The following is a 25,478-nucleotide window of genomic DNA, read 5'->3' on the forward strand; positions in this document are numbered from 1 at the left end:
GGAGAATTGACGAATGACCGTAGAAGTTAAAGTGCCGGATATCGGCGATTTCGACGAAGTGCCGGTGGTGACCATTCTGGTGGCCGTGGGCGATACGATTGCGCTGGAAGACCCGATTGTCGAACTGGAATCCGACAAGGCCACGATGGAAGTGCCATCGTCGGCAGCGGGTGTGGTGAAAGAGATCAAGGTAGCCGAAGGCGACAAGGTTTCTGAAGGCGCTGTGTTGCTGATCGTCGAGGCGTCAGACGCCCCGGCAGCCAAGGAAGAGCCCAAGGCAGAAGCACCCGCAGCCGCCGCCCCGGCGGCGGCCCCTGCCGCTGCTGCCGCGCCTGCACCTGCTCCGGTGACGGATGCCGGGTTCTCAAAGGTCCATGCCTCTCCCTCCGTGCGCGCCTATGCGCGCCGGGTCGAGGTCGATCTGAACAAGGTGAACGGATCGGGCCGCAAGGGCCGCATCCTGCGCGAGGACGTGGAAAAGGCGCTGAAGGCGCTGACCGTTCCGGCGGCGGCTGCCGGTGGTGGCGCTGCGTCTGGCGGCATGGGTATTCCGCCGATCCCGGCGGTGGACTTCTCCAAGTTCGGTCCCATCGAAGAGATCGAGATGCCTCGCATCAAAAAGATCTCTGGCCCCGCGCTGCACCGCTCGTGGTTGAACATCCCGCATGTCACCCACAACGACGAGGCGGACATCACCGATCTGGACAAGTACCGGAAAGAGATGGACACTCACGCCAAGGAAAACGGCTATCGCGTCACGCTGTTGTCCTTTGTGATCAAGGCATCGGTCAGCGCGTTGAAAACCCATTGGGAGTTCAATTCGTCGATCCATCCTGGCGGTGACAAGCTGATCAAGAAGGATTTCTACAACATCGGCTTTGCGGCGGACACGCCCAACGGCCTGATGGTTCCGGTGATCAAGGATGCGGATCGCAAGGGTCTGGTCGACATCTCGAAAGAGCTGATGGACCTTTCCAAGGCCGCGCGTGAGGGTAACCTGAAATCCAAGGATATGCAGGGTGCCACTTTCACAATCTCGTCTCTCGGCGGGATCGGCGGGACCTCGTTCACGCCCATCGTGAACGCGCCCGAAGTGGCCATTCTGGGCCTGACTCGGTCCAAGATGGCGCCGGTCTGGAACGGTGAGGAATTTGTGCCGCGCCTGATGCAGCCACTGTCGCTGTCTTATGACCACCGTGCCGTCGATGGCGCCTTGGCCGCACGGTTTACCGTGACGCTCAAGACGCTCTTGGGCGACATGCGCAAGTTGATGTGGTGAGGTGAACACGATGGATGTCAAAGTACCCGATATCGGTGATTTCGCCGATGTGCCCGTCGTTGCCGTACTGGTCAGCGTAGGCGATATGGTCAGCGAAGAAGACCCGCTGATCGAACTGGAAAGCGACAAGGCCACGATGGAAGTGCCCTCTCCCGCAGCGGGCAAGGTCACGGAAATCAAGGTTAAGGAAGGCGACCGCGTCGGCGAAGGATCAGTGATCCTTGTGCTGGAAGGTGCGGACGCCAAGGATGAGGCCCCCAAGGCCGAAGCCCCTGCCGCCGAGGCCCCCAAGCAGGTCGCCGCCACCGGCACGGCCTCTGGTCCCGGTGACGTGCATGCCGAAGTGGTGGTTCTGGGCTCTGGTCCCGGCGGCTATACGGCCGCGTTCCGTGCCGCCGACCTTGGCAAGAAGACCGTGCTGATCGAGAAATACGACCGGCTGGGCGGTGTCTGCCTGAACGTGGGCTGTATCCCGTCCAAGGCGCTGCTGCACGTCGCCAAGGTTATCACCGAGGCCGAAGAAATGGGCGCGCATGGCATCAGCTTTGCGAAACCCCAGATCGATCTGGATGAGTTGCGCGCGTTTAAGGACAGCGTTGTCGGCAAGCTGACCGGCGGTCTGGACGGGTTGTCCAAGGGCCGCAAGGTGCAGGTCGTGCGCGGCTACGGCAAGTTCTCGGGTCCGAACATGATCGAGGTTCAAGGTGACGATGGCGTGACCACCGTGTCCTTTGACCAGTGCATCATCGCCGCCGGGTCAGAACCTGTGGCGTTGCCCTTCATCCCGCATGACGACCCGCGGGTGATCGACAGCACCGGCGCGCTGGAACTGGCCGACATCCCCGGACGGATGCTGGTGCTTGGCGGCGGTATCATCGGTCTGGAAATGGCCTGTGTCTATGACGCGTTGGGATCGAAGATCACGGTTGTCGAACTGATGGACCAGATCATTCCGGGCGCCGACAAGGACATCGTCAAGCCGCTTATGACCCGCATCAAGGGCCGGTATGAGAACATCTTCCTCAAGACCAAAGTGACGGCGGTCGAGGCTCTGGACGAAGGGCTGAAGGTAACGTTCGAGGACGACAAGGGTGAGAACTTTACCGATACCTTCGACAAGCTGCTGGTTGCTGTCGGTCGCCGTCCCAACGGCAAACTGATCGACGCCGACAAGGCTGGCGTTGCCGTCGACGATCGTGGCTTTATCGCCGTGGACAAGCAGCAAAAGACCGGCGTGCCGCATATCTATGCCATCGGTGACGTTGTCGGCCAGCCGATGCTGGCGCACAAAGCGGTGCACGAGGGCAAGGTGGCCGCAGAGGTTTGCGCCGGACACAAGCGCTTCTTCGATGCGAACCTGATCCCGTCGGTGGCTTATACCGATCCCGAAGTGGCCTGGTGTGGTGTGACCGAGAACGACGCCAAGGCGCAGGGTATCAAGTACGAAAAGGGTGTGTTCCCTTGGGCCGCGTCGGGCAAGTCCCTGTCCAATGGCCGCAGCGAGGGAATCACCAAGCTGCTGTTCAACCCCGAGGATGACCGGATCATCGGCGCCTGCATCGTCGGCACCAATGCCGGCGATCTGATCTCAGAGGCCGCTTTGGCCATCGAGATGGGCGCGGACGCCGTCGATCTTGGCCACACGATCCACCCGCACCCGACGCTGTCGGAGACGGTGAACTTTGCCGCCGAGATGTTCGAAGGCACGATCACAGACCTGATGCCGCCGAAAAAGCGCAAGCACTAAGGGCTGAAATAGCAATGAAAAAGGGCGGGGTTCTCCCGCCCTTTTTTCGTTAGGTCCAGATTCCAGTCGTGCGCGTTAGATATCGCGCGCGATCTGGAAAAGGGCGTCGCCGCGTTTGACCTGACCCAGTGTGCGTTTGGCAAGGACCAGACCCGCGTGGGGGGACGTGATCTCGACCGGCGAAGCCATGGGTTTGAGCGTATCGTGTATCAGACCAATGGTCTCGCCCTCTGCCACTGTGTCTGAGATGGCCTTGAACGGTTCAAAAAGGCCAGTGTCATAGGCGTAGACAGAGCCTTGGACGTGCAATTCGCGTGTGCCGTGCGGTGGATCGGGGGCGTATGCGGGCAATAAACCCTGTTGGTGCAGGATGCGGCGCAAGCCGCGTTCGGTCAGCGCCAAATTGGCCGAATCCACCGATCCCGCGCCACCGAGTTCAGCCATGACGGACGGCACGCCCTTGCGGTTGGCCGCAGCCATGGCGGTGCGCCCGGTAGAATGGCGCCCCGGACTTGACGGAAACACCCAAGAGTAGGGCAAATCAAACGCGTCTTGCAGCGCAAGCAGCAATTCAGCCTCAGAAGGGGCCGCGCCGGGACCACGCAGCAGAGTCGGTGGATAAACAAGCGAACTGCCACCAGAATGCAGATCGACCAGGAGATTGGTCTGCGGGATCAGAACCTCTTCGAGGTAATGCGCAATCATTTGCGTGGGCGTGCCTGCTGGATCGCCGGGAAAGCTGCGGTTCAGGTTGCCATTGTCCACCGGGGATACGCGGCAACCGGCCTCGGCTGCGGGTGCATTCAGAGTGGGCAGGAGGATCAGCCGCCCGGTGATCTGCGCCGGGTCGAGGTCGCGGGCCAAGCGGGCGAGGGCTATCTGACCTTCGTATTCGTCACCGTGGCATCCTGCGGTCATCAGAATGGTCGGCCCGGGACCGTTGTTCAGGCAGATAATCGGGACGCCAATCCAGCCGTAGGCGCTGTCGTGAGTAGAGTGCGGCACGCGCAGATAGCCGGATTGCTGCCCATGGGCGTCAATATCCATCTCTGAACTGATAAGGGACGTCGCCATTCCGCTCTCCACCGGACCCGATCCAACGGTAGGACGGGCCGGGGAGGCGCGCAACGCCGCGCGTCAAATCCGCAAGAACGGTTGCGCCAGCCTCGCCAATCCCTTGAGCCGAAGCGGTGCATCCGTCACCGCAAGGCAGATGCAATCCTCAGAAATGTCGGCAACAGGCGTGTGGTGCAGATCCTGATCCGCGATCTCGATGTCGCCACGGGCGAAATACCCTTCGTCGTCGTGGAAAGCACCTTTCAGGACCAGCGTCAGCTCCAGCCCGCGGTGGCCGTGATCGGGCATCGCGGTGCCTGCGGGGATATAAAGAAGGCGGGCAGTGGCCTCGCGTGAAGTGGGCAGAATCGCCTGTTTTACGCCCATGCCGACGGGGCGCCATTTCACATCCGCCAGCGATCCGCCGATATAGTCGCGCAGCGGGGCAGGGGCGACCGGATCGCGGGCCACCTCGATCGGGCGCATAGCCGGTTCGGGGCGCGCGCTGCGGATCAGCGCAAGCGCGCCGTCCAGAAAGGCATCGGATACGTGCATATCCCCTGTGGCCTCCAAAACGGCACCGCCGACGGCATCATGTGCCTCGACTGCTGCACGGCATTCGTCGCAGAGCGAGACATGCGTGGCGATGATAAGGTTGACCGCCTCAGGCAGCGTGCCTGCGGAATACCCAAAGATGAGGTCGTCGGTCAGGTGATGAGTGATGGTGGCCATCGCGTCGTTACTTTCTGTCCATTGAGTGTCGCAGGCGCTGTAGCGCCAGTCGGATGCGGGATTTGATCGTGCCAAGCGGCAGACCCGTCAAATCTGCGATCTCGCTGTGCGTCAGATCGCCGAAATAGGCCTTTTCGATCAAGTCCCGCTGTTTCGCGGGGAGCGCAGCGATTGCTTCGCTCAGATGTTCACTTTCTTGTTGAAGACCTAATTGGTCCTCTTGGTCCGGGTCCGCCTCTGGCCCCCACGGCAAGTCCTCGGGATCGGGGCGCTTTTGCTTGCGCAGCGCGTCGATCCGCCGATTACGTGCGATGGTGAAAATCCATGTCGCGACGGAGGCGCGCGAGGGGTCGAACTGTGCGGACTTCTGCCAGACAGTCGCCATGACCTCTTGCGCGCATTCCTCTGCCAAGGTCGGATCGCCGCCCGACCGCATCAAGAACGCCTTTAGACGGGGGGCGAAATGGCGGAACAGTTCAACAAAAGCAGTTTCGTCCCGGTCATCGCGGATCCGTATCAGGACCGCTGTCCAATCCTTGGTGTCGGGTTGTGCCTGTACCACCGGTGCGTGTTCCGCCTTTGCAATAGTCCTGATCTTGACATGCCGCCTTGGGGGCGGGGTCGCAACGGACGAAGCGTCGCGGGTATTCAGGGTGTCTATGGCTCCAAACATGCCCTGTTTACGGAAGGACCGTGCGTGCGGATCACTTTTGCCTCAGAAAGTTTTTGACGCCTTTTTACATCCGTCTCCGGCGTTGCGCCGTACACAGGTCAGACGCAATGAATAAAGGACGCGCCAGAACATGCCATTCGAAGCCACGCAAGCCACCCCTCGCAACATCGCCGTGATCGGTGGCGGCATCTCTGGCATGGGGGCGGCGCATATGTTGGGCGACATGCACCGCGTCACTCTGTTCGAAGCGGAACGGCGTCTTGGCGGGCATGCTCGGACAAAGATGGCGGGTCGGAACGGGAACCAGCCGGTGGATACCGGGTTCATCGTTTTCAACTATGCCAACTATCCGCTGCTGACCGATCTGTTTGCCCGACTGGATGTGCCGATTGCAAAATCCGACATGAGCTTCTCGGCCAGTCTGCGGGGCGGGGCAATGGAATACGGGTTGCGCGATCTGCGGGCGGTGTTTGCGCAGAAACGCAATGCGCTGAACCCGCGTTTCTTGGGCATGATCCGGGACATCATGAAGTTCAATGCGCGGGCGCTGGACCAGGCGCGCGATCCGTCCGTCTCTTTGGGAGATTTTCTGGCGCGGATGGGGACGGGCGACTGGTTCCGCGATCATTATCTCTTGCCGTTATCTGGGGCGATCTGGTCGACACCGACGGAGAAAATCCTTGATTTTCCAGCTTATGCGCTGATTCAGTTTTTTGAGAACCACGCCTTGCTCAGTCATACCGGCCAGCATCAATGGTACACGGTGCAGGGCGGGTCAGAGCAGTATGTCTCCCGCTTGGGGGCTGCATTGACCGCGCAAGGTGTGCAGATGCGGCTGGGTGCGCCGATTGCCGGGGTGCGCCGTGTGGCGGCAGGGGTCGAGGTGCGGACCGAGGGCGGAGAATGGGAAGCCTTTGACGAGGTCGTCTTTGCCACCCACTCCGATGACACACTACGGCTGTTGACCGATGCCCGTCCAGAAGAGCGCGCAGCGCTGGGGCAGATCGCCTACCAGCCGAACCGCGTGGTGCTGCACGCCGATGCGTCGGTGATGCCCAAGCGGCGCGCCTGCTGGTCGTCCTGGAACTATACCGAGACGGCGCGCAAAGAGATGAACGCCATCGACCTGACGTATTGGATGAACTGCCTGCAACCGATCCCGCTGGACGATCCGATGTTTGTCACGCTGAATTCCACCCGCTCGATCCGCGAAGAGTTGATCTATGATGAGGTCACCCTGCGCCATCCGGTCTTTGATCTAGGTGCGCTGGAGGCACAGCGGGCGGTTGCGTCGATGAATGGCGCGTCCGGCACGTGGTTTTGCGGTGCGTGGATGAAAAACGGTTTTCACGAGGACGGTCTGGCGAGTGCAGCGGACGTGGCAGGTGCGATCCTCGCGCGTGGCACGGTGCAGGAGGCGGCATGAGCAACGTCGACCTGATCCGGGGCCACACCTATCACGGGCGTAAGGGAGCGGTGGCCAACGGCTTTCGTTACTCGGTGGACTACGTGATGATGGACGCCGAGGCAGAGGCGCGCGGACCGCTGCTGTTTTCGCGCAACCGGGGCAACCTGACCGCGCTGAGGGATCGCGACCACGGTGGCGCGCCCGGGCAGGGGCGTGGTGCGGTGTGGGCACGCGAAGTGCTGGCCGCGCATGACATCGCATTCAACGGGCCGCTGATGCTGTTGGCGCAGCCACGCTTGCTGGGACATATCTTCAATCCGGTGTCATTCTGGCTGGCCTATGACGGGGACAACCTGCGCGCCGTGATCGCCGAGGTGTCCAACACCTTTGGCGACCGGCATTCATATCTATGCGCCCACGCCGACGGATCGCCGATCACCGCTCAGGATCACATTGCAGCGCAAAAGGTGTTTCACGTCTCGCCGTTCCAGCCCGTTGAGGGCGTCTATGTCTTTCGGTTCGACATTCGCGCAGACCGGGTCGGCATCTGGATCGACTTTGCGCACGAAAAGGGCGGCTTGATCGCCACGCTTTGTGGTCCGCGACACCCACTGACCAATACACAGATCCTGCGATCTGCCCTGCGCCGGCCCTTTGGTGCGCGCCGGGTTCTTGCGCTGATCCATTGGCAGGCGCTGAAACTGTGGTGGAAGGGCGCGGCCTATCGCACGCGCCCGCAACCCCCGGCCCACGAGGTCAGCGGACAGGCAACTGGAACCCAAATCAAGGAGGCATCATGATGAACGCAGTTGCTTATGTCGTATTGGGGGCCGCAGTGGTTCTGATTCTGGGTTATCTGCGCCTGCGGTACTTCGATTTTGCGGCGCAGCACCCTGACGACTATGCCGATGACACGGGTGAGGCCTTTGATCTTCGGACGCATTTGAACGGGCCGATGATCTGCGAGGGCGTGATCTATGGCCCAACGGGGCGCGTCACTTCGCGGTTTGTCGCGGATCTGGACGCCCGATGGGAAGGCAACCAAGGTGTGATGGATGAACACTTCCGCTACGAGTCGGGCAGTGAGCAGCATCGGCAATGGAAGCTGACGTTGGGAAATGACGGACACATCCGCGCCACGGCACCGGATCTTGTGGGCGAAGGGCAGGGGCAACAAAGCGGGGCGACCGTGCAATTGCGCTACCGCATTCGGCTGGATGAAGACGCAGGCGGGCATGTGCTGGACACAACCGACTGGATGTATCTGGCTCCCAACGGGACCATCGTGAACCGCTCGCAGTTTCGCAAGTTCGGTATCAAGGTCGCAGAACTGGTCGCCACCATGCGCCGCAAGGATGCCCCTGCGTGAGACAGTGGCAGGGCAAACGCTATTGGCTGGTCGGTGCAAGCGAGGGGTTGGGTCACGCGCTGGCGCATCGGCTGAGCCGTGAGGGTGTCGAACTCATCCTGAGCGCCCGGTCCGAGGACAAGCTGCGCGCTTTGGCGGAGGAACTCCCCGGTCCGGCGCATGTGGCGCCTGTGGATGTGACGGATGCTGAGGCTTTGGAAAAGGTGGTTGAGGGTCATGGCGACCTTGACGGCATGATTCAGGTCGCCGGGGTCTATTGGCCCTTCGGGGCGCAGGACTGGAACGTCGATCAGGCCAACACCATGGCGGATGTGAATTTCACCGGCGCGATGCGACTGGCCGGGGTTGTTGTGCCGCGTTTCGTGGCGCGGGACCGGGGGCATATCGTTCTGACAGGATCGCTGTCAGGTTATCGCGGTCTGCCGGGGGCCGCGGCCTATGTGTCGTCCAAGGCCGGGGTCATGGCGCTGGCGGAATCGCTTTATGCCGATCTGCGCAAGACAGGCGTCGATGTGCAATTGTTGGTGCCTGGCTACATCAAGACACGTTTGACAGAGAAGAACGACTTTACCATGCCTTTCATCATGGACCCGGAAGAGGCGGCTGAGATTTGTTTCCGGCACATGTCCGGGTCGCGGTTCCAACGCGCCTTCCCGCGTGCGTTTTCTCTATTGTTTCGGGGCAGTCAGCTGTTGCCGGACTGGCTTTACTTCCGACTGTTTGCGTAAGATCAAGGATGGGTGCCGGTTTTGGCGTAATGCTCGTCCAGCGAACAGCGAGGAGACGCGAGATGCAGAATATCAGCCCCAGCAAAGTGGCAGCAGTCATCGTGATGGCCCGAGAGTTGGGCCGCGCCGAAGGGGAACTGCGCGGTCTCATCGACCGGATGGACGAAGAGGAGCAGGCCGCTTTGGTCGCAGTCATGTGGGTCGGGCGCGGCGCGTTTGAGCCCGAGGACTGGGACGAAGCCTATCGGACCGCTGCCGCCGAGGCGACGACGCCCACGGCGGATTACCTGATCGGGACGCCGCATCTGGCGGACAACCTTGAATCCGGCCTTGAGGCCTATGGCTATGACGCCACGGGCGAAGAGGACGAGGTGCTGGGCAGCCGCGACTAGGCTCTAGCGCAGCGCGCGCCCTTTGAGGATCGCGTTCTCGCCGAACTTTGCCCGGATCGCATCGGTTGCCCGTTCCGCCTTGGCGCGGGCCTCGGCCTGTGGGTCCAGCAGGTCGCCGGACATGTCGGCCTGAGCCTCTGGGACAAGGTCCGACAGGCCCGCCCCGATCAGGCGATAGGATTGCCCGGCGGGCATCTGGTCAAACAGGCCGCGCGCCACCCGGTAGATGCGGTCCGCGATCTGGGTTGCATCGGGCAGCGCGTGCCTGCGGCTGACGATACGAAAATCCGAACGGCGCAGTTTCAGTGTGACCACCCGGCCCGCCAACCCCTTGGCCTTGGCACGATCAGCGGCTTTTTCGGCCATGCGCCAAAGGTGCCCGTCTAGGATGTCGGGATCGGCCGTGTCCTCATTGAACGTGGTCTCATTGGAGATCGACTTCATCGGTGCATTGCGCGTCACGCGGCGGTGGTCCTGCCCACGCGCAAGATGCCAAAGCCGTTCGCCCATCGACCCGAAGCGCGCCATCAGATCGCGTTTGTCCCAACGCAGCAGGTCCTCGAACGTGCGGATTCCGCTGCGTTCCAGCGACTCCTGCGTGACCTGTCCCACACCCCAGATCAGGCGGATCGGTTTCGGGCGTAAAAACTCCTGCGTTTCGGCCTGACCAATCACCGCAAAGCCACGTGGCTTATCGAGGTCAGAGGCGATCTTGGCGAGAAACTTGTTGTGCGACAGACCGATAGAGCCGGTGACCCCCAGTTCTGCCTTCATCCGTTTCACCAGTTTCGCCAGCATCACGGCAGGCGGTGCGCCGTGCAGGCGGGCGGTGCCGGTGAGATCCAGAAAAGCCTCGTCCAGCGACAGCGGCTCAATCGCTGGGGTCAGTTCCTCCATCATCGTGCGGATCTGGCGGCTGACCTCGACGTAGACGGACATGCGGGGTTTGACGACCACCGCGTCGGGGCACAGTTCCAGCGCCTTGAACATCGGCATGGCCGAGCGCACGCCGCGAATGCGCGCCACGTAACAGGCGGTCGACACCACGCCGCGTCGCCCGCCGCCGATGATGACAGGCTTATCCGCGAGGTCTGGATTGTCGCGCTTTTCTACGCTTGCGTAAAAGGCGTCGCAGTCCATATGGGCAATAGAGAGATCCCAAAGCTCATCATGCCGCAGGACGCGGGGCCGCCCGCAGGCCGGACAGCGCGGGCCTTCGTCGAATTGGGTCAGACAATCGCGGCACAGGGCGGGCATGGGTCCAATATACGCCGGAGCAGAAGGGGACGCTATGAGCGATCTAGGGCAGAGCGACCCACGGCAGCACTTCACCGGTGCCAAGCTGATGCTGTTTGCGGGCGCGCATGTGATCGTGCTGCGGCGCGATCGCAAACCGTCGATCCCTTGGCCGGGTTATCTGGATTTTCCGGGCGGAGAGCGGGACGGGGATGAGACGCCAGAGGCCTGCGCGGTGCGCGAAACCCTCGAAGAACTGGGGCTGACCATAGCCGAGGATCAGTTGCGCCAAGCGCATCTGCGTGACGACGCGGGCAAGATAAGCTGGTTCTTCGCCGCGCATCTGCCTGCGTCGGTGGTGGATGACGTAGTTTTCGGGGATGAGGGCGAAGGCTGGGACGTGATGCCGCCCGAGGCCTATGTCGATGCGCAGGATGCGATACCGCATTTCCGGGACATCCTGCGCGACTATCTGGCAAAAGGGCCGGGACCCGCAGGGTAAGGGGCGGGTCCCGGCAGTCTACCGTGGCACCCGAGGGACAGGGGTGCGGCGGTGCGGCTCATACAGGCGTGTAACTGAGCCGAAACTTCAGGCGGCGCTGGGCATCTCTACCGCAGCTTCGCGCAACTGCATCCGCTCTGGCGTGCCCAGCGACAGGCGGGCGCGCATCCAGAGCCCGCGCGCGGCCTCTTCGAATTCGGTTGTGATGGGGGCCACGTACTGGCTTGCGACCCGCAAAAGACCCTGCGGGGTGACAACGGTAACCAGTGCCTCGAAACATTGTTCGGAGGCGTTGTAACGCACCTGATCGATGCGGGGGGTCCATGTGCTCATGATGGTCTCCTAACCTCATGCCCTTATTGGTTTGGGCTTATGCCGTAGACGTAGGAACACTTTGGCAGTGTTCCATCAGGGGCACAGGTCAGGAATTCCCCGCTTTTGGTGCTTTTTAGGCGAAAATCCGCCCAGTCACACCAGAATCGGCGGCGCTATGCCAAGCGGGTGCAGGCCCGGAACCAACCCGGCGTTCAGGCGTTTCAGACCACGTCAGATTGCGCAGAGTCTTTAACGCGCGCCGTTGGCACGCTGCGCCTGGGGCGAAACCATCTCGGTCAGGATCGCCTGCGCAGCGGCGCGGGGGTCGGGTGCGCGGTGGATCGGGCGACCGACAACAATGTGGTCGACGCCATCTCTGACCGCCTGTGCCGGGGTCGCAATGCGTTTCTGATCGCCGACATCCGCGCCAAAGGGGCGAACGCCGGGCGTCACGATCAGGCGGCCCTCTGCCTGCGGCAGCGCCCGCACCAGCGCCGCTTCGTTGGGGGAACAGATCACCCCGTCCGCCCCGGCCTCAAGCGCGCGACCCGCGCGCTCTGTCACCAGATCGGCGATGCTACCGTCCTTGATCAGAGCGCCGTCCAGATCGGTGCGGTCAAGCGAGGTCAGGATGGTGACGGCAAGGATCTTGGTCTGGGACCCGGCGGCCCCCTCCTTAGCGGCACGCACCACATAGGGGTCGCCGTGCACGGTCAGGAAATCGAGATCGAATTGCGCCACCCCGCGCACAGCCGCCTCAATCGTGGCACCGATGTCAAACAGCTTCAGGTCGATAAAGATGCGCTTGCCGTGCTCATGCTTCAGCTCATTGGCCAGCGCCAGCCCGCCGCCCGTCAGCATCCCCAGCCCGATTTTGTAAAAGGAAACGGCGTCGCCCAGCCGCTCGACAAGGTCGAGACCGGCAATCACGTTCGGCACGTCGAGGGCTACGATCAAACGGTCATCAGACATGCATATTTCCTCCGGGGGCTGGTTGAGGTTTCATGAAAGCCTGCGGCGGCAAGGTCAAGACAGCTTGCGTTGCCATTTTGCAACGGCGCTCTCTTGAACCGGGCGCTTGGCGGGGCCATCTTGATGTCGAGGCCTCGACGGGACCGCGTGCTGCACGGCAGGCGCGGCGCATTCAAAGGGGCGCTTGCTGGAAGGAGATACACTATGAACTTGGAGAAGTTCACCGAACGTGCGCGCGGGTTCATTCAAGCTGCGCAGACGATCGCGATGCGCGAAAGCCACCAAAAGCTCGCCCCCGAGCATCTGCTCAAGGCCCTGATGGATGACGAAGAGGGCATGGCCAGCAACCTGATCAAGGCCTCCGGCGGCGCGCCGGACCGGGTTGTGCAGGTTCTGGACACCAAGCTGGCCAAGATCCCAAAAGTGTCAGGCGATGCAGGTCAGGTTTACCTCGATTCCGCCACCGGCAAGGTGCTGGACGAGGCCGAAAAGCTGGCGAGCAAGGCAGGCGACAGCTATGTCCCGGTTGAGCGGATGCTGACCGCGCTGGCAATGGTGCGCAGCCCCGCCAAAGAGGCGCTTGAGGCGGGCAATGTCACGCCGCAAAAGCTGAACGAGGCGATCAACGACGTGCGCAAGGGGCGCACGGCGGATACCGCCACCGCAGAAGACACATACGAGTCGCTGAAGAAATACACACTCGACCTGACCGAGCGTGCCCGCGAGGGCAAGATCGACCCGATCATCGGTCGGGATGAGGAAATCCGCCGCACCATGCAGGTGCTCAGCCGCCGGACCAAGAACAACCCGGTCCTGATTGGTGAGCCGGGCGTGGGTAAAACCGCGATTGCCGAGGGCCTTGCCTTGCGGATCGTCAACGGCGACGTGCCCGAAAGCCTCAAGAACAAAAAGCTGTTGTCGCTGGACATGGGCGCGTTGATTGCCGGCGCAAAGTACCGCGGTGAGTTCGAAGAGCGGTTGAAGTCGATTCTGTCGGAAGTAACTTCTGCCGCCGGTGAAATCATCCTGTTCATCGACGAAATGCACACGCTTGTTGGCGCGGGCAAGGCGGACGGCGCGATGGATGCGTCAAACCTGCTGAAGCCGGCGCTGGCGCGGGGTGAGTTGCACTGCGTTGGCGCGACCACGCTGGACGAATACCGCAAGCACGTCGAAAAGGACGCGGCTTTGGCGCGGCGTTTCCAGCCGGTGATGGTTGAGGAGCCGACAGTCGAGGACACGATCAGTATCCTGCGCGGCATCAAGGAAAAGTACGAGTTGCACCACGGTGTGCGGATCTCGGACGCGGCTCTTGTGACCTCGGCGACGCTGTCGCACCGCTATATCACCGACCGGTTCCTGCCGGACAAAGCGATTGACCTGATGGACGAGGCCGCCAGCCGTCTGCGGATGGAGGTGGATTCCAAGCCCGAGGAACTGGACGCTTTGGACCGCGACATCCTGCAAAAGCAGATCGAGGTCGAGGCGCTGCGCACGGAGGACGACCAGGCCTCCAAGGACCGTCTGGCCAAGCTGGAAAAGGACCTGTCCGAACTACAACAGCAATCGTCCGAGATGACGGCCCGCTGGCAGGCGGAGCGGGATAAGCTCGCCTCGGCTCGCGACATCAAGGAAGAGCTGGACCACCTGCGCGCCGAACTGGAGTCGGCCAAGCGGGACGGCAACTTTGCCAAGGCGGGTGAGCTGCAATACGGGCGTATTCCGGAGTTGGAGCGTCAATTGGCAGAGGCCGAAGGGGCCGAAAGCGATGTCATGGTCGAAGAGGCGGTGCTGCCGGAACATATCGCCAGCGTTGTAGAGCGCTGGACCGGTATTCCGACCTCGAAGATGCTGGAAGGTGATCGTGAAAAGCTGCTGCGGATGGAGGATGCCCTACACAAGCGGGTGATCGGCCAAAGCCAGGCGGTGACGGCGCTGTCCAGCGCGGTGCGTCGGGCGCGTGCGGGTCTGAACGATGAGAACCGCCCCTTGGGGTCGTTCCTGTTCCTCGGACCCACCGGCGTCGGCAAGACCGAGCTGACCAAGGCGGTGGCGGAGTTCCTGTTCGATGATGACAACGCGATGGTTCGGATTGATATGTCCGAGTTCATGGAGAAACACGCGGTTGCCCGTCTGATCGGGGCGCCTCCGGGGTACGTGGGCTATGATGAGGGCGGCGTGCTGACCGAGGCTGTGCGGCGTCGTCCGTATCAGGTCGTGCTGTTCGATGAGGTCGAGAAGGCGCACCCGGACGTGTTCAACGTGCTGCTTCAGGTGCTGGACGATGGGGTGCTGACCGATGGGCAGGGGCGGACTGTGGACTTCAAGCAGACGCTGATCATCCTGACATCGAACCTTGGGTCTCAGGCGTTGAGCCAACTGCCTGAGGGGGCGGATTCCTCGCAGGCGCGGCGGGACGTGATGGACGCGGTGCGGGCGCATTTCCGGCCAGAGTTCCTGAACCGACTGGATGAGACGATCATCTTTGACCGGCTCAAGCGGGAGGATATGTCGGGCATCGTGGATATTCAGCTGTCTCGGCTGCTCAAACGGCTGGCGGCGCGGAAGATCCGGCTGGAGCTGGACGATGCGGCCAAGGCCTGGCTGGCGGATGAGGGGTATGACCCCGTGTTCGGCGCGCGGCCTTTGAAACGGGTGATCCAGCGGGCGCTGCAAAATCCGCTGGCTGAGATGCTTTTGGCTGGCGACGTGGCGGATGGCGATCTGGTCGTGGTGTCGGCTGGGGCTGATGGATTGATCATCGGCGACCGGGTGGGGGCCTCGAACAGGCCCAAGCCGGACGATGCCGTGGTCCACTGATTTTGGGGACTCGAAAGCTTTACCAGAAAGGCGGGGGAAACCCCGCCTTTTTTCGTGTCCACATGTGGACAGCTTTGGGGGTGTTATAAATCAATGGGTTACAGAGACGTTTTTACGATTTGTTAGGGCGTTCGAGGCCCGAACGGGCGGAGCCCCGGGGGAGCGCTTAAGTGTTGGTTGATTTGCGTGGTTTGAGCGGAAAGCGGTCATACGCAGCGACAACCCACGGTCTCCGCTAGGATCAAAAGAGCGGACATTAACATCGTGACGACGCTGAGGTACGCTTGGGCCAGTGCGCCCTGTGGACTTCGCAGCCCTTGCTACAGACGGCGCACTTTCGGATGAGGAGCCGCGTACCTTTCCCAGAATGCCCGTAAGCCACCGGAAGTGAGCATTGCACTTGATTACCCTTGGCGATAGTAGCTAGATTGCTGCAAAATCAGAAACGATGCGGGGCAGTATGTCGGTTCAAGACGACAGGCGCGAAGAAGAACAAATCGAGTTATTTGATCTAAAGCGACCAACGGGGCGATCTAGGGATGGGACTGACGCAGAGCTGGATATTGACGGGCACCACATAGAATTTGAGCTGAAAAGCACCACAAAGGGTAGCGTCACAACTGTCCGTGATTTTGGCATGAACCACATTAACAAGTGGGCAGATAAGCATTGGATATTCGGGTTTTACACGAAAAGCGGCAAGGCGCTTATGTACACACGTTACGCGTCACCAAAAATGATGTCGGCGTGGATCAACGAAAAAAGGGATTACATCAGCCTTGATTACGCCCTTGCCGACATTGCGTCAAAGATGGTCGATATAGACGACTTGAAGCGTCTTTGCGGTGATAAAAGTGTTTATTCCATTGAGGACGCCAAGAAAGTACACAAGAAGCAATTCTCTCAGGCTCAATACAAAGAATTTCACGACAGCGAAAAAGGCTATTCACCGGGACGGATGCTTGAAATTCTTCAACTCCGATGCAAATACGTGATTGAGCGCGGTAGCACTTTGAACAATCCGCACATCCCAAAGCAAGTCTTGGAAACCTTTCCGAAGATCACTGCGGACCACCCCGCAGAGCTTCGAAAGCTCATTCGTCAATCATTAAAAACCTGATCTCTCAAGGCTTTCGCCAACGCGTAAGCAACGGGTGGGCAAACAGAGTTCCCAATCATTCCCAAGCGCTGGTAAACTGCCCCGTAAAACTCCCAAGACAGAGGGAATCCCTGAATTATCTGGCACTCCTCTACGCACATCCGATACGTCCCATCCTTTGTCGGAAATGATCGCGCGACCGTAGCGTTGGGTGAAATCCCATGAGGCCAAATGCCATACTCTTTCCAACGCACAACAGACGCCGTGCTGTTTGCAATAGAGGTGGTTTGTCTGGGTCCTGTCAGCGTTGACCTTAGAGTCGGCGCCGGACCATCTTTAGAAGTCAGGCTCAATCCCAACGCGCTCTGGACGCCCCGCTTGTCTGAAGCTTTCCGAATAGTCACGTGATCGAATTTCTTCCCCAGGTCACGGCGCACACCGATGCATATTGCCCGTTTCCGCGCCTGCGGAACCCCGAATTCATCCGATGATACTACAAAAGTCGTGATTTCATAGTATTTCGCAAGTTCAGTGAATAGCCCTTTGCGATAAGCAGAAAATTTGGCGCTCAGGAATCCAGGAACATTTTCTGCCATGAACGCTTTTGGCCGAATTTCATCAACGCATCGCACAAATTCTGGGAACATATCGCGGGCGTCGTTTTTCCCCATTCTGCGCCCTGCAATCGAAAATGGCTGGCATGGAGGCCCGCCGTGAACCATGTCAACGGTGCCCAGAAGTGACTTCCAGTCTTGACGAGTAACGTCGCCATTTTCTCCGGAAAACACCTTCCATTTGGGCCTATTGCTCCGAAGCGTTTCGCCAGCAAATTTCAGGATTTCGTATGAAGCGTAGTGCGTGAACCCAGCCCGATCAAAACCGAGGTCCAAACCGCCACCTCCACTAAACAAGGAAAGCGTCTTCACCGAAAGGCGTTTCAGTTGCTTCATATCGGCTTCTGGTGCGTACCTAGGGCTGAGTTCAACAGCTTCCGCTTTGGCTGCAACAGCGTCAGCAGTCTTTCGCGCCAGTTGCGAGGTTTTGGACGAAATCGCATATTCGGTGCGTCGGTCTTCGGAAATGTCCCAACGGATATGCGTGTAGCTCATGACCGTTCAAACCCTAGCTCTGTTTTTGTTATGTTCGCACGTTAGATGTTGAGATTCCGTTGATCAAGCAGGATGTGCGCCCAACTGTTTCGAACGTGCGACCGCGTTCCTAGGCGTGGCCTCTCTCCTGCTAGTAGGCTCCTGGCTCGACAGGTTCCAGCTTTGCGCCCGCAGCGAATGTCCGGTCAGCGGGCTGCTCTTGCAGCATGGCATAGTATCGCTCAATGGCCGCAACGGGCCGTTCGCCCCCCCCCCCGCCACCCTACGGCAGCGGGGAGCACCCCCTTCACACCTCTTTGCCGAAATGCAGTTCCACATAGTCCATCACGTCGTCGATGATGCCCGGCGACTTGGCCTCTCGGCCTGTAAACCGCAGGATCCAGCCGGTGCGGGTGAGTTCTCGGCGGATGATCAGGCCGTTGCGGATGGTGCGGATGCGGCGGGGGTCGCCGCTCGTGCCGGGGGCCGGATCGGCGGGCCGGGGGTTGAGCGCCTCTTGCAGCACCGGGGCCAGCGCCTCCCACTGGGTTTCCGGCGCGGCGGTGCGCGGGAAGGGGGAGAGGGCGTTCAGCAGCAGATCCTCATAGCCTGCATTCATCGCCGCCGTCAGTTGATCCAGCCGCCGGGTGGTCAACCGCTCTGGCGCGTTCAACAGGCGGTCAAAACACTGCACCACCGGTATGAGGCCGCGCAGGCGGGCGGTTTTCTGGCGCGAGGACGTGGGAAAGAGCGCGGCGATGGCCTCGTCAGGGGTGGCAAAGATCTCTTCCCGCAGACATTGCAGAATCAGGCGCACCTTTTCCCACGGGCTGATCTGGCTGCGCATCTCATTCTCTGCCACCATGGCGGTGACGGCCTTGGGGATGCTCTCGGGGGTGCGCAGGAGCGCGGCGATGGTCGGTTTTTCCAGCGTGGTGCAGGCGGCGAGGCGGCGAAAGCCGGAAATCAGCCCGTAGCGTTTGCCGCTTTGCATCGGCTGCGAGAACTCCCAGACCTCAATGGGCTGGCGCAGACCGTCGATGAAGATGGATTGCATCAGCTCATAGTCGGCGTCGGGGTCGGCGCAACTGCGGTCGCGGGGCAGCGCGCCGGGGTCGATGTCGGTCAGGGCAATGTGGTGGATGATGTCTGTCATGGGAGCCTCCTTTGTGCGGGCGCGAGTATGGCGCGGGCCAAGGGGGCGTTGCGGCTGCGGGCGGTGGTGCATGCGGTGGGGTAGGAAAAGGCCCGCGCGGGGGCGGGCCTTTTGGGGGTGCGGTTATTTCGGCAGGATCACCTTGTCGATGACGTGGATGACGCCGTTCGAGGCCTCGATGTCGGCGGTGACGACGGTGGCCTCATTGACCATGACGCCATTGTCGAGGTCGATCATGATGTCGGTGCCTTGCACGGTGGTCGCCATCATGTCGTCGGTGAGGTCGGTCGACATGACCTTACCGGCGACGACGTGGTAGGTGAGGATCGAGACCAGTTGATCCTTGTTCTCGGGCATGAGCAGGGTCTCAACCGTGCCCTCAGGCAAGGCGGCAAAAGCGGCGTCGGTGGGGGCGAAGACGGTGAAGGGGCCGTCTCCTTTCAGCGTGTCGACCAGACCTGCGGCGGTTGCGGCGGCGAGCAGGGTTTCAAAGGAACCGGCCTCTTTGGCGGTATCGACGATGTCCATTGAGTGGCCGCCGGCAAGCGCGGGTGTGGTGACAAGGGCGAGTGCAGCTGTGGCGGCGAGAAAAGTTCTGCGGATCATGAGTGGTCCTCCTTGGAGCCGTGGTTGTAATGTGTCTGTCACATCGAAAAGGTCTACGGGCCGTGTGGAGGGATGGATCAGTGGGGATTTTTGCGGCGGAGGCTTGATCTGGGGGGCGGATTTTCTAAGCCGGGGGCGCGTGCGGTTTCCACTGACATTTATGTGATGCAGAGGCGGCGCATTAAGGGTGATCCGGCGCGATTTTGAAGGGCGGAGGTCCCGGGGCAAGCCCGGGACGCGGTCCGATTTTCGGGGGCTGTGCGCCTATTCCAGACCGATGGCGGCGCGGGCGATGCCGTCGAGCAGGGCCTCGATCTTTTTCATCTCGCCGTCGGGGTAGCTGCGGAAGCCGATGGTGGTGGTGTCGGGGGTTTCCGGGCGGACGATAACGAAGATGTCGTAGGGGCAGAAGACCACGTTCATCGGGTCCGCCTCCATCACCTCGCGGCTGAGTCTGGCCGAGCAGAAGCTGAAGATGTCGGCATGGGTGAAGATGGTCACGTCCGACCCGACATCGCCCTTGGTGCGTTCCAGCATGTCGCCGGTGTGGCTGACGGCGTCGATCACCAGACCCTCATCAAGGATGGCGTTTTCCAATCCGAAGACCACGTCGTCAAAGCTGTCAGTGGTGTCGTAGCTGACGATGCCCTCGGCGAAGGCCGAGCCTGCCAGCAGCGCAAGTGCCGTGGCGCAAAGAAACTGTCTCATTTACTCTCCCTTTCACGAAATACGCAGACGGGCTGCCATTCCTCTGTGATGGTGTCACAGTATCGACAGAGAAACACCTGGGCCTTGAGGCATATCAAAACATTCGGGGGGTAGAATATGGAATACGCGATGGCCGCGCTACAGTATCTGGCGCTGTTCTTCGTCTTCATGATTGGTGTCGCGGTGGCGGTTGTCGTCGTGATGTATGTCGTCGACAAGACACAGACGGGGGACGCGATCCGGCGCAACTATCCGGTGATCGGGCGGTTCAGGAACCTGTTCACGGAACTGGGAGAGTTCTTTCGCCAGTATTTCTTTGCGATGGACCGCGAGGAAATGCCGTTCAACCGCGCGCAGCGGAACTGGATCTACCGGGCGTCCAGCGGCAAGGGGAACACGGTGGCCTTTGGCTCGACCCGGAACCTGAACGTGCCGGGCACGCCGATTTTCATGAACGCGGTCTTTCCGCCGCTGGATGACCAGTACGCCTCGACCGAGCCGCTGCTGATTGGCCCCTTTTGCCGTGAGCCGTATTCCGCGCCGTCGATCTTCAACATTTCTGGCATGTCGTATGGCGCGATCTCGAAACCGGCGGTCAAGGCACTGAGCCGGGGGGCCAAGAAGGCAGGGATCTGGCTGAACACCGGCGAGGGCGGGCTGTCGCCTTATCACCTCGAAGGGGGCTGTGACGTTGTTTACCAGATCGGCACGGCGAAATTCGGCGTGCGCGATGCGGCGGGGAACCTGAGCGACGAAAAACTGCGCGAGATGGCCGCCCACCCTGAGGTCAAGATGTTCGAGATCAAGCTGAGCCAAGGGGCCAAGCCGGGTAAGGGCGGCATCCTGCCCGCCGCCAAGATCGACGAAGAGGTGTCCAAGATCCGCGGCGTGCCTTTGGGGCAGGATGCGATTTCCCCCAACCGGCACCGGGAAGTGGATGATTTCGACGACCTGTTGGACCTGATCGCCCATATCCGTGAGGTGACGGGAAAGCCTGTCGGGTTCAAGACGTGTATGGGCTCTGCCGATCCGTGGTTTGCCTTTTTCAAGAAGGTCAAGGAGCGCGGCGTGGAAAGCGCCCCGGACTTTATAACCGTGGACGGGGGCGAGGGTGGCACGGGTGCTGCCCCGATGCCGTTGATCGACCTTGTGGGCCTGCCGCTGCGCGAGGCGCTGATCCGCATGGTCGACCTGCGCGACCTTGCGGGCCTGCATGACCGCATCCGCATCGTCGCGGCGGGCAAGCTGGTGGCCCCCGGCGATGTGGCATGGGCGATTTGCCTTGGCGCGGATTTTGTGACCTCGGCGCGGGGGTTCATGTTCTCGCTGGGCTGCATTCAGGCGCTCAAGTGTAACAAGAACACCTGCCCGACCGGTATCACGACACACATACCGTCTTTGCAAAAGGGGTTGGTGGTGTCGGAGAAGGACAAGCGCGTGGCGGCCTATGCCAAGTCGGTGATCAGCGAGGTTGAGACCATCGCGCATTCGGTCGGCGTGGCAGAGCCGCGCCAGATGCGGCGGCGGCATGTGCGGGTGGTCAAGGACGATGGGTCGTCGGTGCAGATGAACGAGATATTCCCGTCAGTCCGGCTGGGCGATGGCGGGGCGGCGGGCAACCGCATGTTCGAAGAGGCGCTGCGCCGGATGGCGGCGGATGTGAAGGCCCCATAACCCGCGCCCTTTGGCAGATGTGCCGGGTCTGGCGCATCTGCCGAATTTCCTGACTGGCTTCCCCGCTCTGGCCCCCCGCTCTGGCCCCGTCCCGGTCCCGGTCAGGCGGTCGGGAATTGCCGCCGCCCGGTCAGCAATCTGTGATAGGCTGGACCTATTGCCGAGTGATATTTTTGAAAGAAAATTTTCGAACGGGGGGGCGTTATGGACGTTCAGAAAGAGGACTTTACCGAAGAGACGCTTGATCCGGCCGCGTGGACCGATCTGCAAGATCTGGCCCGCCGGGTCGTTGACGATGGCATCGCCCATGTGCGGGATGTGCGGGACAGGCCGCTGTGGTCGGATATTCCTGCCGGGATCAAAGAGGCCTTTTGCGCGCCGCTGCCCCGTGGGCCAAGCGATTTACCAGAGGTGTATCAGCAGCTTTGCGAGACTTTGATGCCCTATCCGATGGGCAATATCCATCCGCGGTTCTGGATGTGGTACATGGGATCGGGCAGCTTCAGCGGGGCCTTGGCCGAGTTTATTGCTGCCATCGACGGGTCCAACCTTGGCGGTGGCAACAATGCCGCCGCGTTCATGGATACGCAGGTTGTGACCTGGCTGAAGCAGATGATGGGCTTTCCCGAGACGGCAAGCGGCACCTTGGTCAGTGGCGGGTCAATGGCCAATATCATCGGCCTGACAACGGCCCGAAACGTCAAAGCTGGGATAGATGTGCGGGCCGAAGGCGTCGCCGCTATCCCTCGCCCCCTGCGGTTTTACGGGTCGGATCAGGTGCACAGTTGCCATCAGAAGGCGGTGGAACTGTTAGGGTTAGGTGACAAGGCGTTGCGGCGCGTGCCAACCGGGCCAGATTTTCGGATGAACGTGGATGCCCTGCGCGCCATGATCGCCGAGGACCGCAGGAGCGGCTTTTGCCCCGCAGCGGTGATTGCAACGGCGGGCACGGTGAACACCGGGGCCATCGACGATCTGGCCGCGATCGGGGCGCTGTGCCGCGAAGAGGATCTGTGGTTTCATGTGGACGGGTGCATTGGCGCGTTGATCGCCATTGCGCCGAAGAACAGGCATTTGGTGGCGGGGCTTGAGGGTGCGGATTCTGTGGCGCTGGACCCGCACAAGTGGCTGCATGTGCCGTTCGAGGCAGGGTGCGCCCTGATCCGGGACGCCGGACAGCATCGCGACAGCTTTGCCGTGCATCCCGAGTACCTTGAGGAAAAGCCGCGCGGCATTGCGGCGAACGAGTACCTGCACGACTACAACTTGCAAACCTCGCGCGCGTTTCGGGCGCTGAAGGTCTGGATGACGCTCAAGGAACATGGGGTCGACAAGTTCGGCCGGTTGATCGACCAGAACATCGCGCAGGCGGCCTATCTGGAGGGGCTGATCGGGGCGGTGCCAGAGATGGAGATGATGGCGCCGCGAGAGATCAACATCGTCTGCTTTCGTTACCGTCCGTCGGGTGTGCCGGAGGGGGATCTGCGGGCGCTGAACACGGAAGTCATGCTGCGGATGCAGGAGGCGGGGATTGCCGCGCTGTCCGATACTACAGTCGGCGGGCAGCATTGCCTGCGGGTCGCGATCTGCAATCACCGGACGCGGCGGGACGATCTGGACCTGCTGGTGCGGGAGGTCCTGCGGATCGGCGCCGAGGTGGTGCGCGGGTGAGTGGCGGCGGGGCGTCCAGACTGGAGGGGGTGTGGGCGGTGACACCTTGCTGTGCAAGGCGCACCTTGCCCACACGTCGCACGCCGGGACGCGTGCGACGTGTTACACTGGCGTGACGGCAACGTGAGAGATCGTTGGTTTGTCGGAAGGCCGTGGTCGCATATCTTGAGTCCAAAGAAAGCCCCGAGGAGACCCCATGGCCAAGCGCTGGACAAACAAGCTGACCCGTTCCGATGTGACACCGGAACCCATCTTCATGAACCGCCGCAAGGTGCTGGCCGGTCTTGGCCTTGGCGCGGGGGCGGCGGGGCTGGGCGGGCTGGCGCTGTCCGGGATGCCCGGGGCCGCGCTGGCGCAGGACGACATGGCGCTGGAACCGAACGCGTGGGAAGAGATCACCTCTTATTGCAACTACTATGAGTTCGGCACCCGCAAGGACGACCCGGCAAAGAACGCCCACATGCTGACGACCGAACCATGGTCAATCACCATCGACGGGCTGGTGGACAGGCCGGGCGACTATGCGTTGGGCGACATCCTCAGCCAGATGACCGTCGAGGAACGCATCTACCGGTTCCGCTGTGTCGAGGCATGGTCGATGGTTGTGCCCTGGAACGGGTTTGAACTGGCCGACCTGCTGGACCTTGCCGGGGTCAAACCCGAGGCGCAATACGTGGCGTTTGAGACCGTGTACCGCCCTGAGGAAATGCCGGGCACCCGTTATCCGGTGCTGGACTGGCCCTATGTCGAAGGGCTGCGGCTGGATGAGGCGCGCCATCCGCTGACCCTGATGGCGACGGGGCTGTACGGCAAACCCATGCCCAACCAGAACGGTGCGCCGATCCGGCTGGTGGTGCCGTGGAAGTACGGGTTCAAGTCGATCAAGTCGATTGTGCGGATCACCCTGACGGACAAACAGCCGCCGACCTCGTGGAACAAGGCGGGCCCAAGCGAATACGGGTTCTATTCCAACGTGAACCCGGAGGTGGATCACCCGCGCTGGAGTCAGGCCTCGGAACGCAAGATCGGAGGCGGGCTGTTCGCCAAGCGTGTGCCGACCCTGATGTTCAATGGCTACGAAGAAGAGGTCGCCGCTCTCTATGACGGCATGGACCTGAAGGCGAACTATTGACCGACCTCGTGTTGATCTCTGTCCTGACCTGCTCGGCCTGCAACGCGCGCCACGAAGAGCAAATGCCGACGGACGCCTGCCAGTTCTTCTGGGAATGTCCGTCGTGCAAAACGGTGGTGCGTCCGAAACCAGGCGACTGCTGTGTCTACTGTTCTTATGGCACCATTCCCTGTCCCCCGATTCAAGAAGGAAAGGGGTGTTGCGCATGACTCTTGTGGATCGACTGAACCGCCTTTTGCGGAGCGTGCCGCCTTGGGCGCTGTACCTTGTGCTTGCCCTGCCTGCGCCATGGTATCTGTATCAGGGGGCCACCGGCGGTCTGGGGGTCGAGCCGATCAAGGCGCTGGAACACGCCTTGGGCGAATTCGCCTTGCAGCTGGCCATTGTCGGGCTGGCGGTAACACCGCTGCGGCGGCTGGCCGGGGTGAACCTGCTGAAGTTCCGGCGTACGATCGGGATCATGACCTTTACCTATGTGTTCCTGCACCTGCTGGTCTGGCTGGTGCTGGACGTGCAGATCCTGAGCCAGATCTGGGCTGATATCCTCAAACGTCCCTACATCACCGTGGGCATGGCGGGCTTTGTGCTGATGATCCCCTTGGTGGCGACGTCGAACAACGGGTCCGTTCGCCGGTTGGGGCCGCGCTGGCGCAGGCTGCACCGGCTGACCTATCCGGCGGTGGTTCTGGGCGGGATACACTATGTGATGCTGGTGAAGGGCTTTCAGATAGAGCCGCTGATCTATCTGGGCGTCATTCTTGGCCTGCTGGCGTTGCGGGTCCGATCTCTGCCTCGGTTTCGCGTGGCTTGAGTCGGTTCAAACTGCCCACCCGGCTCGGCGCCGACAGGAAATCCGCCCCTTGAGGGCGGATTTTTTGATTCTTGGGTCATGGATTGTCTGAGTTTGGGTGCGATTCATGGGGGAGTCGCTGTTTGGGATGTGAGTAAGGTTGTGGATAAGTTTGGATGTGGGTGTTGAGTCGGGTGATTTGGGGTTTGGTTGTGTGTTTTGGTGAAAAAATGCGCGCTGTAAGGTGTTGATATAATGAGGGTTTCGACCTTTTCTGGAAAAAAGTTGGTGTGAAAGGAAAAAACTGCTTGCGGGTCTGGGGCAC

At 61.2% G+C, this 25,478-nt stretch carries 26 protein-coding genes; 15 read left to right on the forward strand and 11 right to left on the reverse strand.

Features of this window, described 5'->3' with window-relative positions; genetic code table 11:
- The first annotated feature begins 13 nt into the window (after window positions 1–13).
- On the forward strand, window positions 14–1,279 hold the full coding sequence (gene aceF / locus VOI21_RS05100) for a dihydrolipoyllysine-residue acetyltransferase (RefSeq protein WP_323768327.1): 1,266 nt from the start codon (window positions 14–16) through the stop codon (window positions 1,277–1,279).
- A 10-nt stretch (window positions 1,280–1,289) separates the two neighbouring features.
- The gene (lpdA, locus tag VOI21_RS05105; RefSeq protein ID WP_323768329.1) at window positions 1,290–3,026 is read left to right on the forward strand and encodes a dihydrolipoyl dehydrogenase; all 1,737 of its coding nucleotides are present in this window, start codon (window positions 1,290–1,292) and stop codon (window positions 3,024–3,026) included.
- A 75-nt stretch (window positions 3,027–3,101) separates the two neighbouring features.
- Here the strand turns inward: lpdA and VOI21_RS05110 are convergent, their stop codons facing one another.
- The 3 genes from VOI21_RS05110 to VOI21_RS05120 all read right to left on the reverse strand — a co-directional run bounded on the left by VOI21_RS05110 (window position 3,102) and on the right by VOI21_RS05120 (window position 5,376).
- Window positions 3,102–4,100: a succinylglutamate desuccinylase/aspartoacylase family protein gene (locus tag VOI21_RS05110; RefSeq protein WP_323768331.1), complete on the reverse strand. Its 999-nt coding sequence runs from the start codon at window positions 4,098–4,100 to the stop codon at window positions 3,102–3,104.
- A gap of 63 nt (window positions 4,101–4,163) precedes the next feature.
- Entirely contained in the window at window positions 4,164–4,814 is a 651-nt protein-coding gene (locus tag VOI21_RS05115) for a ChrR family anti-sigma-E factor (RefSeq protein ID WP_323768333.1), read from the reverse strand.
- 7 nt (window positions 4,815–4,821) lie between these two features.
- A complete protein-coding gene (locus VOI21_RS05120) occupies window positions 4,822–5,376 on the reverse strand; it encodes a sigma-70 family RNA polymerase sigma factor (RefSeq protein WP_323768335.1) in 555 nt (184 codons plus the stop codon).
- A 241-nt stretch (window positions 5,377–5,617) separates the two neighbouring features.
- Here VOI21_RS05120 and VOI21_RS05125 point away from each other — a divergent pair, with 241 nt between their 5' ends.
- The 5 genes from VOI21_RS05125 (at window position 5,618) to VOI21_RS05145 (ending at window position 9,384) form a co-directional block, all read left to right on the forward strand.
- Complete coding sequence (locus VOI21_RS05125) at window positions 5,618–6,913, forward strand: NAD(P)/FAD-dependent oxidoreductase (protein WP_323768337.1); 1,296 nt, start codon at window positions 5,618–5,620, stop codon at window positions 6,911–6,913.
- A complete protein-coding gene (locus VOI21_RS05130) occupies window positions 6,910–7,695 on the forward strand; it encodes a DUF1365 domain-containing protein (protein WP_323768339.1) in 786 nt (261 codons plus the stop codon). Before VOI21_RS05125 ends, VOI21_RS05130 begins: the two co-directional genes overlap by 4 nt.
- Window positions 7,695–8,264 carry a DUF3833 domain-containing protein gene (locus VOI21_RS05135; RefSeq protein WP_323768440.1) on the forward strand — a complete coding sequence of 190 codons (570 nt, stop codon included), beginning with the start codon at window positions 7,695–7,697 and terminating at the stop codon, window positions 8,262–8,264. The genes VOI21_RS05130 and VOI21_RS05135 overlap by 1 nt, the downstream gene beginning before the upstream one ends.
- Window positions 8,261–8,992 carry an SDR family NAD(P)-dependent oxidoreductase gene (locus tag VOI21_RS05140; RefSeq protein WP_323768341.1) on the forward strand — a complete coding sequence of 244 codons (732 nt, stop codon included), beginning with the start codon at window positions 8,261–8,263 and terminating at the stop codon, window positions 8,990–8,992. Before VOI21_RS05135 ends, VOI21_RS05140 begins: the two co-directional genes overlap by 4 nt.
- A gap of 62 nt (window positions 8,993–9,054) precedes the next feature.
- On the forward strand, window positions 9,055–9,384 hold the full coding sequence (locus VOI21_RS05145; protein ID WP_323768343.1) for a DUF3775 domain-containing protein: 330 nt from the start codon (window positions 9,055–9,057) through the stop codon (window positions 9,382–9,384).
- A 3-nt stretch (window positions 9,385–9,387) separates the two neighbouring features.
- Here VOI21_RS05145 and VOI21_RS05150 read toward each other — a convergent pair whose 3' ends face one another.
- Window positions 9,388–10,641, reverse strand: a complete 1,254-nt coding sequence (locus VOI21_RS05150) for a DNA polymerase IV (RefSeq protein ID WP_323768345.1) — start codon at window positions 10,639–10,641, stop codon at window positions 9,388–9,390.
- A 34-nt stretch (window positions 10,642–10,675) separates the two neighbouring features.
- Between VOI21_RS05150 and VOI21_RS05155 the strand changes: the two genes are divergently transcribed.
- A complete protein-coding gene (locus tag VOI21_RS05155) occupies window positions 10,676–11,122 on the forward strand; it encodes an NUDIX hydrolase (RefSeq protein WP_323768347.1) in 447 nt (148 codons plus the stop codon).
- 87 nt (window positions 11,123–11,209) lie between these two features.
- On the opposite strand, the gene VOI21_RS05160 is transcribed toward VOI21_RS05155, so the two are convergent.
- Both VOI21_RS05160 and pyrF read right to left on the reverse strand, forming a co-directional pair.
- On the reverse strand, window positions 11,210–11,455 hold the full coding sequence (locus VOI21_RS05160) for a hypothetical protein (RefSeq protein WP_323768349.1): 246 nt from the start codon (window positions 11,453–11,455) through the stop codon (window positions 11,210–11,212).
- Between the two features lie 231 nt (window positions 11,456–11,686).
- Window positions 11,687–12,409 (reverse strand): orotidine-5'-phosphate decarboxylase, encoded by a 723-nt coding sequence (gene pyrF / locus VOI21_RS05165; protein WP_323768351.1) that lies wholly within the window; start codon window positions 12,407–12,409, stop codon window positions 11,687–11,689.
- Window positions 12,410–12,613: 204 nt separating this feature from the next.
- Here pyrF and clpB point away from each other — a divergent pair, with 204 nt between their 5' ends.
- The gene (gene clpB / locus VOI21_RS05170) at window positions 12,614–15,229 is read left to right on the forward strand and encodes an ATP-dependent chaperone ClpB (protein WP_323768353.1); all 2,616 of its coding nucleotides are present in this window, start codon (window positions 12,614–12,616) and stop codon (window positions 15,227–15,229) included.
- A gap of 460 nt (window positions 15,230–15,689) precedes the next feature.
- Window positions 15,690–16,349 carry a hypothetical protein gene (locus VOI21_RS05175; protein WP_323768355.1) on the forward strand — a complete coding sequence of 220 codons (660 nt, stop codon included), beginning with the start codon at window positions 15,690–15,692 and terminating at the stop codon, window positions 16,347–16,349.
- Here the strand turns inward: VOI21_RS05175 and VOI21_RS05180 are convergent.
- The 4 genes from VOI21_RS05180 to VOI21_RS05195 all read right to left on the reverse strand — a co-directional run bounded on the left by VOI21_RS05180 (window position 16,331) and on the right by VOI21_RS05195 (window position 19,886).
- The gene (locus VOI21_RS05180) at window positions 16,331–17,437 is read right to left on the reverse strand and encodes a DNA (cytosine-5-)-methyltransferase (RefSeq protein WP_323768357.1); all 1,107 of its coding nucleotides are present in this window, start codon (window positions 17,435–17,437) and stop codon (window positions 16,331–16,333) included. The two genes, VOI21_RS05175 and VOI21_RS05180, sit on opposite strands and share 19 nt — an antisense overlap.
- Window positions 17,438–17,723: 286 nt before the next feature.
- On the reverse strand, window positions 17,724–18,572 hold the full coding sequence (locus VOI21_RS05185; protein ID WP_323768359.1) for a ParB/RepB/Spo0J family partition protein: 849 nt from the start codon (window positions 18,570–18,572) through the stop codon (window positions 17,724–17,726).
- 123 nt (window positions 18,573–18,695) lie between these two features.
- Window positions 18,696–19,178, reverse strand: coding sequence for a fasciclin domain-containing protein (locus VOI21_RS05190; RefSeq protein WP_323768361.1), 483 nt, complete (start codon window positions 19,176–19,178; stop codon window positions 18,696–18,698).
- 264 nt (window positions 19,179–19,442) lie between these two features.
- The gene (locus VOI21_RS05195) at window positions 19,443–19,886 is read right to left on the reverse strand and encodes a DUF302 domain-containing protein (RefSeq protein ID WP_323768363.1); all 444 of its coding nucleotides are present in this window, start codon (window positions 19,884–19,886) and stop codon (window positions 19,443–19,445) included.
- Window positions 19,887–20,003: 117 nt separating this feature from the next.
- Here VOI21_RS05195 and VOI21_RS05200 point away from each other — a divergent pair, with 117 nt between their 5' ends.
- From VOI21_RS05200 to msrQ, 5 genes are all read left to right on the forward strand, one after another.
- Window positions 20,004–21,560, forward strand: coding sequence for an FMN-binding glutamate synthase family protein (locus VOI21_RS05200; protein ID WP_323768365.1), 1,557 nt, complete (start codon window positions 20,004–20,006; stop codon window positions 21,558–21,560).
- Window positions 21,561–21,764: 204 nt separating this feature from the next.
- Window positions 21,765–23,231 (forward strand): aspartate aminotransferase family protein, encoded by a 1,467-nt coding sequence (locus VOI21_RS05205; protein ID WP_323768367.1) that lies wholly within the window; start codon window positions 21,765–21,767, stop codon window positions 23,229–23,231.
- Between the two features lie 196 nt (window positions 23,232–23,427).
- The gene (gene msrP, locus VOI21_RS05210) at window positions 23,428–24,363 is read left to right on the forward strand and encodes a protein-methionine-sulfoxide reductase catalytic subunit MsrP (protein ID WP_323768369.1); all 936 of its coding nucleotides are present in this window, start codon (window positions 23,428–23,430) and stop codon (window positions 24,361–24,363) included.
- Window positions 24,360–24,572: a GDCCVxC domain-containing (seleno)protein gene (locus tag VOI21_RS05215; protein ID WP_323768370.1), complete on the forward strand. Its 213-nt coding sequence runs from the start codon at window positions 24,360–24,362 to the stop codon at window positions 24,570–24,572. Before msrP ends, VOI21_RS05215 begins: the two co-directional genes overlap by 4 nt.
- Window positions 24,569–25,174: a protein-methionine-sulfoxide reductase heme-binding subunit MsrQ gene (gene msrQ / locus VOI21_RS05220; protein ID WP_323768372.1), complete on the forward strand. Its 606-nt coding sequence runs from the start codon at window positions 24,569–24,571 to the stop codon at window positions 25,172–25,174. The genes VOI21_RS05215 and msrQ overlap by 4 nt, the downstream gene beginning before the upstream one ends.
- 104 nt (window positions 25,175–25,278) lie before the next feature.
- Here the strand turns inward: msrQ and VOI21_RS05225 are convergent.
- A partial coding sequence (locus VOI21_RS05225; protein ID WP_323768374.1) for a hypothetical protein occupies window positions 25,279–25,478 on the reverse strand: 200 nt, incomplete at its 5' end.

It is taken from the genome of Antarctobacter sp., assembly GCF_034670325.1.
Taxonomy (GTDB): domain Bacteria; phylum Pseudomonadota; class Alphaproteobacteria; order Rhodobacterales; family Rhodobacteraceae; genus Antarctobacter.

Bases quoted from the DNA above. Each gene is read 5' to 3' on its own strand.
- aceF (WP_323768327.1), top strand. From the start codon at position 14: ATGACCGTAGAAGTTAAAGTGCCGGATATCGGCGATTTCGACGAAGTG.
- lpdA (WP_323768329.1), top strand. From the start codon at position 1,290: ATGGATGTCAAAGTACCCGATATCGGTGATTTCGCCGATGTGCCCGTC.
- VOI21_RS05110 (WP_323768331.1), bottom strand. From the start codon at position 4,100: ATGGCGACGTCCCTTATCAGTTCAGAGATGGATATTGACGCCCATGGG.
- VOI21_RS05115 (WP_323768333.1), bottom strand. From the start codon at position 4,814: ATGGCCACCATCACTCATCACCTGACCGACGACCTCATCTTTGGGTAT.
- VOI21_RS05125 (WP_323768337.1), top strand. From the start codon at position 5,618: ATGCCATTCGAAGCCACGCAAGCCACCCCTCGCAACATCGCCGTGATC.
- VOI21_RS05130 (WP_323768339.1), top strand. From the start codon at position 6,910: ATGAGCAACGTCGACCTGATCCGGGGCCACACCTATCACGGGCGTAAG.
- VOI21_RS05135 (WP_323768440.1), top strand. From the start codon at position 7,695: ATGAACGCAGTTGCTTATGTCGTATTGGGGGCCGCAGTGGTTCTGATT.
- VOI21_RS05145 (WP_323768343.1), top strand. From the start codon at position 9,055: ATGCAGAATATCAGCCCCAGCAAAGTGGCAGCAGTCATCGTGATGGCC.
- VOI21_RS05150 (WP_323768345.1), bottom strand. From the start codon at position 10,641: ATGCCCGCCCTGTGCCGCGATTGTCTGACCCAATTCGACGAAGGCCCG.
- VOI21_RS05155 (WP_323768347.1), top strand. From the start codon at position 10,676: ATGAGCGATCTAGGGCAGAGCGACCCACGGCAGCACTTCACCGGTGCC.
- VOI21_RS05160 (WP_323768349.1), bottom strand. From the start codon at position 11,455: ATGAGCACATGGACCCCCCGCATCGATCAGGTGCGTTACAACGCCTCC.
- pyrF (WP_323768351.1), bottom strand. From the start codon at position 12,409: ATGTCTGATGACCGTTTGATCGTAGCCCTCGACGTGCCGAACGTGATT.
- clpB (WP_323768353.1), top strand. From the start codon at position 12,614: ATGAACTTGGAGAAGTTCACCGAACGTGCGCGCGGGTTCATTCAAGCT.
- VOI21_RS05175 (WP_323768355.1), top strand. From the start codon at position 15,690: ATGTCGGTTCAAGACGACAGGCGCGAAGAAGAACAAATCGAGTTATTT.
- VOI21_RS05180 (WP_323768357.1), bottom strand. From the start codon at position 17,437: ATGAGCTACACGCATATCCGTTGGGACATTTCCGAAGACCGACGCACC.
- VOI21_RS05185 (WP_323768359.1), bottom strand. From the start codon at position 18,572: ATGACAGACATCATCCACCACATTGCCCTGACCGACATCGACCCCGGC.
- VOI21_RS05190 (WP_323768361.1), bottom strand. From the start codon at position 19,178: ATGATCCGCAGAACTTTTCTCGCCGCCACAGCTGCACTCGCCCTTGTC.
- VOI21_RS05195 (WP_323768363.1), bottom strand. From the start codon at position 19,886: ATGAGACAGTTTCTTTGCGCCACGGCACTTGCGCTGCTGGCAGGCTCG.
- VOI21_RS05200 (WP_323768365.1), top strand. From the start codon at position 20,004: ATGGAATACGCGATGGCCGCGCTACAGTATCTGGCGCTGTTCTTCGTC.
- VOI21_RS05205 (WP_323768367.1), top strand. From the start codon at position 21,765: ATGGACGTTCAGAAAGAGGACTTTACCGAAGAGACGCTTGATCCGGCC.
- msrP (WP_323768369.1), top strand. From the start codon at position 23,428: ATGGCCAAGCGCTGGACAAACAAGCTGACCCGTTCCGATGTGACACCG.
- msrQ (WP_323768372.1), top strand. From the start codon at position 24,569: ATGACTCTTGTGGATCGACTGAACCGCCTTTTGCGGAGCGTGCCGCCT.